Below are 13816 nucleotides of genomic sequence, written 5' to 3' on the forward strand. Positions count from 1 at the left end.
ACTGTTTTAGTATGAATTAACGCAGTTTAAACATACCAACCATTGATGCCAGTCGTTCGTTTACTTGGGAGATATTGTTGGTTTGCACCAAAGCTTGATCTCCATTTTTGTTGAGTTCATTTACAATGTCACTCAGAGCCACCATGTTACGACTAATTTCCTGAGTGACGCTGCTTTGCTCTTCTGCGGCCGTTGCAATTTGAATGCTTAGGTCATTGATACCCGTTACTTGTGACGTTAGCTCATTTAAGCTGCTGCCCACTTTCTCGGTGTTATTAAATGTTTCGTCACAAGTCCCTTTCGTCTTATTCATAGACTCTTCAACATTCTTGTTCACTGAAAGCAAACGAGTCAGCGCTTGTTCAATCTGTTGTGTACTCGCTTGTGTTCGACTCGCTAAGGCTCTCACTTCATCAGCTACTACTGCAAACCCACGACCTTGTTCGCCCGCTCGTGCGGCTTCAATGGCTGCATTTAACGCAAGGAGATTAGTCTGTTCAGCTATTTCACCAATCACTGTCAAAATATCACTGATCCCTTTAGTTTCTTGGCTCATGCTTTCTAGGTTCGATGATGTGTTCTCTATCTCAGAAACTAGTGCATTAACCTTCATTTGTGCATCACCGACAGCATTGAGTGATTGCTCCCCGATATCGGACGCAACTTTAGTTGATTGCGCCGTTTCACCTGCATTTTGGGCAACGGCGTCAGCTGTTGAACTCATTTCTTCAATGGCAGTGACAATTTGTTCAGTTTCTTGCACGTGCTGATTTAAAATGTGGTTATTTTCATCTGATTTATGTTCAAGTTGCTGCACATTTTCTTTCAGTTCAGACGATGCTGCGTCAATCTTTAGCATCAAGTCTTGTATATGCTCGATGAATTGGTTTACACCAGATGCGATTTGCCCTAAATCATCGTGCTTCTTTACTTCGAGCCTCTGAGTTAAATTCGAGCCTCTGAGTTAAATCACCATCACCATTTGATAGCCCTGTAATGGTTTCTTTCAACGCTAGGATGGGTTTGTAAAGAATATTGAGAATGAATAACGTGACAACTACGCTGATCAATAGGTAGACAATCGTGATCATAATCGCTTGCTGTTGAGCTACCTCTAGCGCTGCGAATACGACGCTTTTGTCTAATCCAACAAGTAGGTACCACTCTTTGTCACCATAGCTAACCGCATGGCTGAACATCACTTTCTCAACGCCGTTGATACTATAATTAACGATTGTGCTTTCTGAATTTTGTGCTTTTTTTGCAACGTCTTTCAAAGAAGCGTAATCCGTTAATTTAGTGCCCACCTTAACCACACTGGATGTGCTAGCCAGCACCGTCATGTCATTGGTCATCATCATCGAAATAGCACCGTTGAGGTCGATTTCAGAGACAGTGTCACTTAGAACATCGAGTGGAATGTCTGCCAATACCACACCGTTACCAACATCTTTACCAATGCTCACCATTAAGGTACCTGTTGTGGAGTCTGTATATGGGTCTGTATATACAAGGCTTCCTGAACGCTTACCTTCTTTGTACCAAGCTTTACTGCGAGGGTCGTAGCTTGATGGGCTTTTGTGATTATCCCAGCCCGGGTAATCGAATGAGGCATAAGCATCGCCATTGTCAAAACCTATCATTAAGTTCGCGACATCAGCACCTAATGAGCCCACGCGCATTCGCTCGGCGTGTCTATCTTGATAATTATGTTGACGATAATCAGCAGCTACTTTTGCTACTGCTTGTGTTTTAGCATCCAGGTAAGTCTCAACCTTGTTCCCTTCAATGCGAATACGGTCTTGTGTGCTCTGGTAAATATTCTCAGTCAGTGCTTCCTTATTGCTCTGATATGAAAAATAGTTGGCTGAGCCTACACTTATTGCAATTATTGCTGATACGGCGACTAAAAGAACTTGCTTAAACCCAAGTTGTTTCATTTGAAAGTCCTTAATACTGAATGTGTTCATTTTCCTGCTTAATGAATATGCAGTATATAGACGTATTATGAATAGGACTACGCTACCAATTGAACATTCAGCCTGATTTGAACAGTCTCAGCTCTGTATACAAAAAGCTTATGAAAAAATGGTTTATGCAGTAATGGTTTATTGATGGTGAACGAGAGGGAATCGTGACCGCCAGATAGAGATGTTTACGACAGTGTGGTACTGACTTTAAAGCTTAAATAAGGCGCCGCATTAGAGTATTTGAGCATAATGGATAACGTCACTAGTCAGTCATATGAGCTTGCTTATCGAGATGAGTGAGCTGTCATCAAAACAGTTACAAAACGTAAGCAACCTTCAGTACTTACGTTATCTCTATACTAACCAGCTAAGCCTTGCCAGATTGCAGTAAAGCCACTGATAGAACATAACAGTAAAGAACCAATGCGTATCTTCTCTTTAGGGATGCTTTGTGTCGTCATCAACGCCACTTTGTAACCCAACCAAGCAGCAGGCAGCAAAGGTATAGTGATGATCAAGTGGTGTAGCGTGAAGAAGCCAATTGGGATCTGTACAACCAACGAAATGATCGAACTAAACACGAAAAACGCAGAAAGGTTACCACGAAGCTGATTGGCATCTTGGTGTTGGAGTAGCAGTGCCATCGGTGGACCACCAATACCAGAACTGGTGCCAAAGAACCCAGAAAAGAACCCCGCAATACCCATCTTAGTTGGGGTTGGTTCGAGTCTAAAGGGCAGTAGGCTAACAATCACGGCAAATACTACCAATAAGCCCAACCATAGTGATAACACGCTCGTTGAAACCATCACCAACAAAGCACCACCTGCCAGTGACCCCGGAATACGGCCCAGCAATGCGATTTTTAATCCGCCAATCGAGATATTCGCTCGATGTTTAAAAGCGTTGAATAACGAGATAAACAGACCAATTAAACAGATAGGCGCAGGTACATAATCTGGAGAGACCAAAAACAGCAGTGGGGCTGCAACAATAGCCAAACCAAAGCCGATTGCGGTTTGCACAAATGAGCCAGCAAAAATGAGTGCCATTGCGATAAGGACAGTCTGAACTATGTATTCCATAAGCCTGCGGATTAGTTTTAAAGGAGCGAGTGGATACTATAAATTAAAACGAAAAGGATAGTCTTATTATTCAGTGAGGTTTATGCAAATATCGACCGTTTTAATTGGTGAAATAGTGACTAACAAAAAAGCGAGTGAGTATATCAGGATGCTTCTTTTCAATACTCACTCGCTTTATTGGAACGACTTGTTGTTTACGCTAGTGGGGGAGTCAGCGTTAAACGTTAAGCCATTGCCAATTTCAGTCGCTCAATCGGCTTGTCATTGATTGGTAAATGGATAAGTGCTGCCGCAAATGCAAGTACCACGGTTGACCACCAGATTGGCTCGTAAGAACCGTAGTAATCGTAAATACGACCGCCAACCCAAGCGCCTAAGAAGCTACCCACTTGGTGAGTAAAGAACACCAAACCGTACAACGTTGACAGGTAACGAGCACCGAAGATCTGACGAACTAAGCCAGAAGTTAGCGGAACCGTACCCAACCAACAAAAACCAATCGCTGCACCGAAGATTGCCGCGGTTGACTCAGTAACAGGCAAAGTGACAAAAGCTCCGATAACCACGGTACGCACTAAGTACAGTGCCGACATTACATGACGCTTGCTGAACTTATCGCCCATCACACCCCAGAAGTAAGACCCGAAGATGTTGAAGATACCCACATAAGCCAGTGCCATTGCTGCACTACTCGCAGGTAAGTTTTTGTCTGCTAAGTAACTTGGTAAGTGCGTTGCAATGAACATCACGTGGAAACCACACACGAAGAAGCCCGCGTGAATCAACCAATAACTTTTGTTCGAAAACGCTTCAGACAGTGCTTCTTTCAGTGTCTGGGTGTCTTGTACTTGTTTATTGGTTGTTAACTTCGGTGCTCGCATAAACAGCGCAAATGAGATCATCAAACAACAAAGCACGCCAAATACTTGCATCGCACTTTGCCAATCAAACTCGTTCAACATGTATTGCGCACCCGGAATTACCGCGAACATACCAAATGAACCTGCTGCTGTGGTTAAACCAAATGCCTTAGCCGCGTGCTCTGCAGGTACAACTTTTGCTATAGCGCCTAATACAATCACATAGCTTGTTGCACTTAACCCAAGGCCAACCAATGCGCCTAGTGAAACGTAAAGCATGCTTGATTCGGTAGACATTGAGGTAAGAAGTAAACCCAAACCGTAAGCACATGCACCTGCAATAATGATGCGTCTTGCTCCCCATTTGTCAGCGGCCATGCCCACAAAAGGCTGGAACACACCGAACAGCAGGTTTTGTAGAGCAATGGCGAAGCTGAAAAACTCACGGCCGGTGCCGAAATGCTCTGAAATTGGCATCATGAAAATGCCGAATGATTGTCTGATGCCTAGACTGATAATAAGTGTGCCGATCCCAAGCCATACCAGTAAAGGAAAACGGAAAATGCTCATTCTAATACTCTTAAATTAATGGTGGTGATGTGAGTGGTTTTGCGCTGACATGTGTTGGTCAGTCATTTTATTGTGGTGTTCGTGCCCGGAATGCTCATGCGCTGACTGCTGGTGGCATCCACTGCTAACGGCATGCTGAGCCAAGAGATCGATCAATGGCTGATTGTGATGCACAATTACCAAACTAATGACAAGGAATAGCGTCATTCTGGCGAGTTGGGCAAAAAGAGATTGTGAAAACATAAGGTGTTTACATGCGCTCAATGTTGTAAGAAGTCGCGCATCATAATGACGAGTAGGGTATGTATCAAATGACCTTTTGTGATTTAGTCTATGCGTTTTATGCATAGATTTAAGCATCGCTGGAGTTGGAATGAAACGTAGCTAATAAATAGGAAAACACGAAGCTCGCTGATTATGTGGTAGAAGCGGAGAATTTAGGATGGATATTTAATTTTTTAGATATAACTGCTTGCTTTAGTGAAGTATTTTAAAGCCTGTAAAAACTAGTATACAAATTAATCACTCAGTAACACTGCGCATTTACTCGACTTATCTGTTAAACATCGTAAATTTGTACTTCAATCGTTTCAACGGGACTGAAACGCGATGTTAAAAGATTCAGGGAGAGTCATTCACATGGATAAAGATCATAACCTTCGCGAAAACTTACTGGCACTGATCTTAGGTAGCGCGCTAGTGTCACTCGGCGTTATCTTTTTCAATCAAGTCGGTTTGCTCACCGGAGGCACGGCTGGTCTAGCGATCTTCATTACCAAAGTGACAGGTTTGAGCTTTGGCCAAGTGTTCTTCGCACTTAACTTACCTTTCTATATTTTGTCGGTTGCTCGTATGGGCTGGCGCTTCACCATCAATACGTTTATCGCGGTTTCGATTGTTTCGTTCGCCGTGGATCACTTGTATCACGTGATTCAAATTGCCGAAATTCATGCATTGTATGCAGCTTTACTTGGTGGTGGCTTGATTGGTACCGGCATGTTGGTGATCTTCCGTCATAAAATGAGCTTAGGTGGCTTCAACATTCTGGCGCTGTTCTTACAAGAACGTTTTGGGATTCGTGCGGGTAAGGTTCAGATGGCACTAGATTGTACGATTGTTGTGCTTTCACTGTTTATCGTTGATGTGTCGCTGGTTCTTCTGTCTGTACTGGGTGCGATAGTAACCAACTTGATTTTGGCGATGAACCATAAACCGGGACGCTATCAACCGGTCGTAAAAGCGGAAGCGGCGTAGTTCGGTACGATCAAGCGCTAGGTTCGCTTAAGCACTCGATTCGCATAAACAAAGCGTAATTTACAGATTATGAAAACAACAAAGCCAGCATCAATTGCTGGCTTTGTTCTATTGAAATAGCGGATTCTATGTAGCGATTAACACTTGCCGCAACTGGCGTTCGGCTTAAGCTCGCAATCAATCACATTGCCTTGTTGATCAAGGGACAAGTTACAACACTCTTCAAACAGGTTCTTAAGATCCCCGCGGCTTTTTTGCACGCGGGATTTAACCGTTGAGTAGCTGACGTTCTGCGCTTCTGCGATCTCTTTCTGGCTTTGGCCTTTGATGTCGACGGCAAGCAGTAGCGATGAACTTTGTTCTGGCAGTGCTTGAATAAAAGGTTCGATACACAATGAAAGCTTCTGCTTAAATTCAGAGTCGTGGTCTAAATCGGTAAACCACAGATCTTCAGCATCAATTTGGCTATCGCGTTGTTGGCGTGCATGCTTTCGGTAGAAGTCGATAATGGTGTTGTTGGCTAACTGGAACAGCCAAGCCTTAACACTGCTCGCATCTTGTACCTTGTCTAAGTTCTGATAGGTCTTAATCAAGATATCTTGGAGCAAGTCGTCTACATCCGCAGAGTTGTTGACCTTTGAATGCAGGAATGACTTTAATGCTTGCTGATACTCGGCCCAGACTTGTTCTAGCTTTAAAGGGGCCTTATTCAAAGGTGCATTAGTTGCACTGTTCATTTACGCAACACTCGTCTTGTAAGAAATCAATCACACCTTCTAGGCATTCATACTCCGCCACGCAGAATAGAGTTCTTCCTTCTCGTCTTTGGCTGATGAGGCCTGCAGACGCTAGGCTTGAAATGTGGTGAGACAAGGTGGAACCAGGGATACCTAGCTCTTCTTGTAGGCCGCCAACTGCAATGCCTTGGTAGCCAGCTTTAACGACACTCTTATAAATAGTTAGGCGAATAGGGTGTCCCAACTCTTTAAGTGCTTTCGCTACGACTTCTAAGTTCATATTAACTCCTCAAGATTTAATTTCGATGTTAGTCGAAATGTATGTCGAATTCAAATTTAAAAACGGTGTCTGTATAAGTCATTGAAAAACCGTGTTTTCGAAAATCATTTCGATTTTTATCGAAATAAAGCTTGATCTGGAGCTGTTTATTTCTATAATTCGAGAATGTTCGAAATTAAGGGTTGGTTACTTTTCTCATAGAGCCCGACCTTCAATCCAGTTTGGAGTTAATTATGAGCAATGAAATGTTAACAATGCTAAAAGACGCACTTGATATGTTCGCTTTCTTAGCAGTAGAGTTAATTATCCTTTTCTTAGCGATCAGCTACATTGTTGGGATTCTTCAAGAGTTCCTTCCACCAGAAAAGATTCAATCTATCCTGAGCTCACGTAATGGTAAGGGGTATGTGGTTGCTGCACTATTGGGTGCAATTACACCTTTCTGTTCATGTTCGACCATTCCTTTCCTAAAAGGATTGCTGCGTGCAAGAGCGGGTTTCGGTCCAATGATGGTATTCCTATTCGGTAGCCCACTATTGAACCCAGTGATCATTGGTTTGTTCGTGATTACGTTCGGCTGGCAAGTCGCTGTGTTCTACTTCCTTGTAGCAATGACGGTATCTGTAGTGGCTGGTTACGCACTTGAGAAGTTAGGTTTTGAACGCTACGTCAAACCTGAAGCGTATGAATCGACAGGTTCTGCTTCAAGCTGTGGCACTAGTTGTGGTGACTCTACTCCTAAGAAAGCAGCAACGGCTAAAGCGGAATCTTCATGTGGTACAAGTGCATGTGGTGAGCCTGCGCCAGTAATGGCGAAAGAGACATCTTGCTGCGATTCTAAAAAAGAAGAGCCACAAGTCACGGTTTCATGCTGTTCTGCGGATGGAAGCGCGACTGCTGAAATTGTAGAGAAGAAAGAACCTAGCCGTTGGATGAGAATTTGGTTCTCAACTTGGAAAGACTTCAAACAAGTTTTCCCTTACCTAATGATGGGTATTGCGATTGGTTCATTCATCTACGGCTTCATTCCTACAGACCTAATTGCACAGTACGCTGGTGAAGGTATGTGGTATGCGATTCCAGTAGCAGCCGTGATTGGTATTCCACTGTACATTCGTGCTGAAGCGGTAATCCCATTAAGTGCTGCTCTAGTTCAGAAAGGCATGGCGTTGGGTTCGGTAATGGCATTGATTATTGGTAGTGCAGGTGCAAGTTTAACGGAAGTTATCCTGCTTAAATCAATCTTCAAGAACCAAATGATTGCAGCATTCCTATTCGTTATCCTAAGCATGGCGATGGGGGCAGGCTTCCTATACAGCTTCATCTTTGGTTAATCGGGTCTGATTCCTAGATAACTCCATTGATAGCAAGATATAGATAATAAAAAAGAGCTCACTTAGTTGAGCTCTTTTTGTGTTTAGGAGGTCAAAAAATCATGGGCATTAGGCTTAATTTTTTTGAGAACGCTATTATTCCGGAAGTGCTGCTATCGAAAATAACACTCATCAACCCCTACTTTTAGACGTGAATGTAACCGCTTTGATGCCAAGTATTAACAATATTCATGTTTCGTAGGTGTCAATTAATTGGTGAGCTTATTTAACCTTTTTTGGCTGATTATTGGACGGTTTTCATATCGATATCTAGTATTTATGTAAGGGTGAATAATGAAATAGCATCGTTCAAAATTAACGTTTGTTTAGCTTTAATTCAACGATGACAACGTCAAAAGACTTGGAGTTAATGAATGAAAGATAAGTTGAAAATTTACTGCCTTGGAACCCCTACACTTGAAACCAGAGAATCATTTGAGCTCGTGCCAGTCAGTGACATTAATCAACTCCCTGAATTATTGGGCGGCGTCATAGTTCTAAATGGCGATCTTACTTCGCAAGACGACGTGATGAGCCAACTCCACCGTAGCAGGAAATTTTGGTCTTGGAAGATTTATGTTTTAGACGATAGTGCATTATCAGAGTGTTTATCAGACGGCACTTTAAATTCAGAAAGTGTTGAAGAAGAGGTGATTCAACACCGAAGAACGTTAGAAAGTATTATCGACTCATCGGATACATTAGACCCTCTTGTTGGGTGGTTAGGCTTGGACCAAACACGTCGATTATCACCTCACAAATATTTGTCTCATAAATCGATATATTCCTATCCGCTAGTGGAGCTTTACTATCCGGAGTTAAGTTCAACTTATCGTTTTGTATTATCAGAGACTAAGCGAGACACTTTTGAAATTGAGGATTTAATCGATCGAGTAAGAGTGTGTCATGAATGTGCCAGTGCCCACTTAAACTACATCGAAGCGTGTCCTTCTTGCAAAGACATTGATATTACTGAGCGTACCTCTCTCCATTGTTTCACGTGTGGCCATGTTGCTGAACAAGGGCTTTTCAAACGCAATCAAAAATTAGAATGCCCGAAATGTTTGACTCAGCTTCGACATATTGGAGTGGATTATGATCGCCCTTTAGAAACTCATACATGTAACTCATGCTCTCACTCTTTTTCTGAGGCGGAGACATTAGCTTCTTGTTTCGAGTGTGGTACAAAAAACGATATTTCAAAGTTGGTTGTTAGGAAGATTTATTCGCTGAAACTTGGAGTTCAGGGAGAGTATATATTCCGTCATGGAGTGAAGCTATCGGCGCCTGAACTGACCTTAAGCGGGAAAGTAGACGGCGGGTATTTTTCTAATCTTCTTAGCTGGGTTAATAGGATTGCACTTCGCCACGAAGAAGAGCACTTATTATTGGGGTTACACCTGCCTGATTTAGCGCAGTATGTGTCTAAAAATGGAGACGCAAAAATGTTTGCTTTGATCGAGCAAATTACAGAGCGTTTAAACGGATTGTTTAGAGATTCTGATATTTGTTGTCAGTTTAAAAGCGATGTTCTTCTTGTATTTATGCCTAAAGCTAAGATGGAACATATAGAAGTATTACGCGGGAAAATAGAAGCACTTTGTTCTTTAATCGAAGATGACGATTTCACGCTGAATGTCTTTGCATGGGGTATACCCGATCCAACAATGAAAGAAGATGTTGGTTATTGGTTAGAAAGTAAAGTCAGTGAAATCTATGCTGTCAGTTAGCCTTGATCTCCAACAGTACTTCTGGGGGATGCTTTTAGAGAACTCTGAGCTTTGGCTAATGCTTTTCCCCATGATGATTATGGTGGAGCTCCCACTCTTTCTGCTTGTGTTAAGTGGAATCTTTCGCTGGTCTTATTCGGCCAGTGACATAGAGATAAAAGAATACCCAAGCATCTCGTTTGTAATTACTTGTTATGGAGAAGGAGATGCAATTGAGATAACGATCGACACGCTTGTTGAACAGCTTTATCCCGGAAAGATTGAGATTTTAGCCGTAGTCGATGGAGCAACTCAAAATGAAGATACCTACTTAGCTGCAATGCGAGGGGAGCAAAGACATAAAACGGTAAGAAACAGAGTTGTTCGTGTCATTCCTAAGTGGCAAAGAGGAGGTCGCGTATCAACGTTAAATGCTGGTTTAGATAACGCTACCGGCGATTTTGTTATTAATGTTGATGGTGATACTTCTTTTGATAACGACATGGCGTTACAAATGATGAAGCAATTTACTGATAAGAATGTGATTGCTTCTGGAGGTGCTTTACGCGTTAGAAACTGGCAAGAAAATTTGCTTACGCGAATGCAGTCTCTTGAATATATGTTATCAATGCAAGCTGGTAAGACGGGGCTATCCAACTGGGGGGTTCTAAATAATATATCAGGAGCATTTGGTGCCTTTCGAAAGAACACTCTGAAGCAAGTTGGAGGGTGGGATACCCATACTGCTGAAGATCTCGACTTAACGATGAGGCTCAAACAGTACAAGAAAAGACATCCAAACAATCAACTCGCTTTTACACCTAAAGCTGTGGGCCATACTGATGTACCCGATACACTGAAAGGGTTGGTACAACAAAGGCTAAGATGGGATGGAGACTTATTATTTCTGTTTTTAAGGAAACACAATGAAGGTCTAACCCCTAGATTACTCGGTTGGGGAAACTTTATATTTACTTTAGTTTATGGCGTTCTACAAAACGTATTGCTGCCCATTCTAGTTTCGCTATTCATGTTTTACATATTTTGGGCTTACCCCTTCGATTTTGTTGCTGCACTTCTGATCCTTATCTACTGCGTCTATTTGTCGACAGTGTTGTTGTTTTTTACTGTCTATATTGGGTTGGTTTCCGAAAGAGCGAAAGAAGATCTTAAGATGGCAAAATGGCTAATCTTATATCCGTTTTATCAGTTCTTTATGCGGTTGATTACGGCGTTCTCTATGGTGAATGAGTTATTTAGAAGAAGTCATGAAGAATCCAGTATGGCTCCTTGGTGGGTATTGAAAAAAGGCAAAAGGTTTTAACAATGAAAGTGAAATTTCATCTTGATAAAAAGAATAACCCTCAATCGGATGATGGTGTCAAAGTTGCTTACGGACAAGCGAAAAGAGGAGGCTACCGCTTTCGTTGGTATTTAATCTTAAGCTTAGTGGTTAGCCCTCTATTGTTCGTAGCGTATTTTTTCTTAAAGACAAATTTTCTGGTTATTGCTCCGGCAATCATTACCTCGCATCCTGTAACCTTAACCTCTAAAGTTGCAGGAGTAGTCGGCCCAATTCCAGTAGACGATGGAAGTCAAATCCTAAAATCAGAGACAGCGATTCAGTTGACTAATATGGAAGTGGAAGCGCAAATCGAATTTCTTCATGCTGAGTTATTAGATTTAGAAATCAGGTTTCCTGATGATATTGGCTTACTGCACTTGAAAGGTATTGAAGAAACGCGCAGTAATTTAAACACGGTACAGCAAATTCAAACGCGCTATGAAGAATACAGGAAGAAAGGTCAGGTATCCGATGTGGACTACGCAAGTATAGTGGGAATGAGTAACTCACTTAACAATCAGCTTAATGGACAAAAACTTGATTATCAAAATGCGAAATTAGCTGAACAAGAAAGAGAATTAGCGGGTCCGGTTAGTCAGGCTCGACGTGCTTTAATGAAAGATCTAGCACTTAAACGTGTTGTTGAACAAGGGTTGGCGATTAAGTCTCCCTATGCAGGTCGCGTTGTCGATATCCATGTCGTTGAAGGGCAGAGAGTGTTCGAAGGTGACGAGCTTGTAACGATAGCGAAGAATACCATCCCGCAAGTGGTCGCGTATTTAGACCCTAAATATTTAGAGAATGCGATAATAGGAGCTCATACCAAGGTAAGGTTTCCTAATGGTAGTACTTTTGAGGCTGAGATTGCAGATTCGGTAGAAATCGTCAGTAAGTTGCCGACTCAATTAGCAAGCCCTTTTGAAGGGCAGCCAGCATATCTCAAAGTAGCATTGAACTTTACGGCTGATTTGCCTAGAGAATATTGGATTGAAGGGATGACCGTCGAAGTGCGTTTTTAATTAGCACGCTAACTTGACCATAAATGGAGCGTATATCGCTCCATTTATGGTTTTAGGGCTAGCTATTTTTTATAGCGAACTGCTGTTTTAGAGAGACTTTCTGTTTTAGAGAAAACTATCGTAGAGAGAGCTGTGGATATCAAAAACCACGCACATCCAGTTCATTGTTGATCAACACAACACACTGAGAAGCAAACAGCATGTTTGGACCTAAGCTGATTTTCTCTGTCCCTAAACGCTTCAAGCTGTTGTAGCTTTTCTTCGGCATAGGGATATGGTCAGTTAGAAGGAAACATGGGTTTTCCGCAATCTCTGCGTCACGGATAAAGTCGCCTTTCTTATCCATCATGTACAGCTGGTGGTCTTCAGCCAGTTCTTTAACCAACTTTTCAAAACTCATAGTACGAACAGTGATGCCCGGTTCAACCTGACGTGTCTGTTCTTTTGTCATGCCTTGAGATGTATCAACCGCTCTTACTACCGCTGATAACAATGCCGATTCATGAAAGCCACCAATGTTAGTGATCTCATTTGAATCGAAAGTGATCGTACGTGAAAAGTCTTTAGTACTTTCTAACACAAGGTGCACGGTGACATTCTCACGGTGAGATTGAGCAACGAAGATCGTGTTTATCAGAGTATGAGCCAGAATCTCGGTATGAGCGTCTTGCCCAACACCTTCTAAGATAAGTTTACTCTCTGTAGGGGCTGCGCGAGCGCGTAATACAAATGAACGCATGGAATGTACCTTGTCAGTATGTGATAAAACGAAACAGACTTTATCAACATGAATTGATGAATAACCAAAATTATGGCGGTATGTAACTCTTTTCTATTAATGAAGTCAAATGGAGTTATGTATAGTACTGACCACAAGAACTCTACGTATTAAATAGAGAGTGACCACATTACAAGATGGTAAAGGTTGAAGCTAACCAAGGTTTACATAGATAGTATGCGCAAATTATTAGGTGACTTACATAAGGAAGTAGTCGATGAAGTTACAGAAGATTAATAAAGAAGAATATAGAAAGAAGATGAACCTACTGTTGGTTTCATTGGTTGGGTCGCTCGCCTTGTTTGCCATCGTATTCGGTAGCATTCTGATTGAACTTTTTGGTTCAGTTGGATCCGTTACTGGGGAAGCGACAGGTAATTTCCATTTGAATGTACTTGGCGTGATTTTATCAGTCGCACTGAATGCCTTTATCGCGAGCCGTGTGAAAGGGCATGATTACTTTAAAGAAGCACTTTATGTGTGGAACGTGAAACAAGTTCACAATCAAATCTATCGTAAGCTTAAGCGTATTCAACCAAAAGCTGAGCATGGCGATCGAGAAGCATTAACTATCCTTTACTTCTATTACACTACGCAAAAACAGGTATACGACCTAGATAACAATACATTGACGATAAAAACGGTTCAGAAATCTCTAGATAACATAGTGGAGCTGAGTGAAAAGTGGAGTATAGAACTGGATATAGAGACATTCTCGAAAGATCTAGTCGCGAAATTCTAAGTTATATGCTCTTGATTGTATGAGCTTTGGCCTATGAAATGATCCGCACCAGCAGTTTTGGACACTGAGTTAAGTGAGTACAATCACTAATGAG

The 13816-nt window shown here is 42.0% G+C and carries 13 protein-coding genes; 6 read left to right on the forward strand and 7 right to left on the reverse strand.

The window, feature by feature from the left end:
• Window positions 1-16: 16 nt before the first annotated feature.
• From AB6C75_RS11960 to AB6C75_RS11975, 4 genes are all read right to left on the reverse strand, one after another.
• The gene (locus tag AB6C75_RS11960) at window positions 17-859 is read right to left on the reverse strand and encodes a methyl-accepting chemotaxis protein (protein ID WP_372107865.1); all 843 of its coding nucleotides are present in this window, start codon (window positions 857-859) and stop codon (window positions 17-19) included.
• A gap of 55 nt (window positions 860-914) precedes the next feature.
• Window positions 915-1940, reverse strand: a complete 1026-nt coding sequence (locus tag AB6C75_RS11965; RefSeq protein ID WP_372107866.1) for a cache domain-containing protein — start codon at window positions 1938-1940, stop codon at window positions 915-917.
• A gap of 389 nt (window positions 1941-2329) precedes the next feature.
• Entirely contained in the window at window positions 2330-3055 is a 726-nt protein-coding gene (locus AB6C75_RS11970) for a sulfite exporter TauE/SafE family protein (protein ID WP_372107867.1), read from the reverse strand.
• A 224-nt stretch (window positions 3056-3279) separates the two neighbouring features.
• Window positions 3280-4485 carry an MFS transporter gene (locus AB6C75_RS11975; RefSeq protein WP_372107868.1) on the reverse strand — a complete coding sequence of 402 codons (1206 nt, stop codon included), beginning with the start codon at window positions 4483-4485 and terminating at the stop codon, window positions 3280-3282.
• Window positions 4486-5124: 639 nt separating this feature from the next.
• Here AB6C75_RS11975 and AB6C75_RS11980 point away from each other — a divergent pair.
• Complete coding sequence (locus AB6C75_RS11980; RefSeq protein WP_372107869.1) at window positions 5125-5739, forward strand: YitT family protein; 615 nt, start codon at window positions 5125-5127, stop codon at window positions 5737-5739.
• Window positions 5740-5876: 137 nt separating this feature from the next.
• Here the strand turns inward: AB6C75_RS11980 and sigZ are convergent, their stop codons facing one another.
• Window positions 5877-6476, reverse strand: coding sequence for an RNA polymerase sigma factor SigZ (gene sigZ / locus AB6C75_RS11985; protein ID WP_372107870.1), 600 nt, complete (start codon window positions 6474-6476; stop codon window positions 5877-5879).
• A complete protein-coding gene (locus AB6C75_RS11990) occupies window positions 6460-6756 on the reverse strand; it encodes a helix-turn-helix transcriptional regulator (protein WP_004733042.1) in 297 nt (98 codons plus the stop codon). Before AB6C75_RS11990 ends, sigZ begins: the two co-directional genes overlap by 17 nt.
• Window positions 6757-6989: 233 nt before the next feature.
• Here AB6C75_RS11990 and AB6C75_RS11995 point away from each other — a divergent pair, with 233 nt between their 5' ends.
• From AB6C75_RS11995 to AB6C75_RS12010, 4 genes are all read left to right on the forward strand, one after another.
• Window positions 6990-8090, forward strand: coding sequence for a permease (locus AB6C75_RS11995; protein WP_372107871.1), 1101 nt, complete (start codon window positions 6990-6992; stop codon window positions 8088-8090).
• 413 nt (window positions 8091-8503) lie between these two features.
• Window positions 8504-9859, forward strand: coding sequence for a diguanylate cyclase (locus AB6C75_RS12000; RefSeq protein WP_372107872.1), 1356 nt, complete (start codon window positions 8504-8506; stop codon window positions 9857-9859).
• A complete protein-coding gene (locus AB6C75_RS12005) occupies window positions 9846-11162 on the forward strand; it encodes a glycosyltransferase (protein ID WP_372107876.1) in 1317 nt (438 codons plus the stop codon). Before AB6C75_RS12000 ends, AB6C75_RS12005 begins: the two co-directional genes overlap by 14 nt.
• Window positions 11129-12202: an HlyD family secretion protein gene (locus tag AB6C75_RS12010; protein ID WP_017097974.1), complete on the forward strand. Its 1074-nt coding sequence runs from the start codon at window positions 11129-11131 to the stop codon at window positions 12200-12202. The genes AB6C75_RS12005 and AB6C75_RS12010 overlap by 34 nt, the downstream gene beginning before the upstream one ends.
• A 139-nt stretch (window positions 12203-12341) precedes the next feature.
• Here the strand turns inward: AB6C75_RS12010 and trmY are convergent, their stop codons facing one another.
• Window positions 12342-12941 (reverse strand): tRNA (pseudouridine(54)-N(1))-methyltransferase TrmY, encoded by a 600-nt coding sequence (gene trmY / locus AB6C75_RS12015; protein WP_372107873.1) that lies wholly within the window; start codon window positions 12939-12941, stop codon window positions 12342-12344.
• 256 nt (window positions 12942-13197) lie between these two features.
• Here trmY and AB6C75_RS12020 point away from each other — a divergent pair, with 256 nt between their 5' ends.
• Complete coding sequence (locus AB6C75_RS12020; protein WP_372107874.1) at window positions 13198-13722, forward strand: DUF3087 family protein; 525 nt, start codon at window positions 13198-13200, stop codon at window positions 13720-13722.
• The last annotated feature ends 94 nt before the right edge of the window (window positions 13723-13816 follow it).

It is taken from the genome of Vibrio sp. 10N.237.312.B06 (genome assembly GCF_041464685.1).
GTDB classification, from domain to species: domain Bacteria; phylum Pseudomonadota; class Gammaproteobacteria; order Enterobacterales; family Vibrionaceae; genus Vibrio; species Vibrio tasmaniensis_A.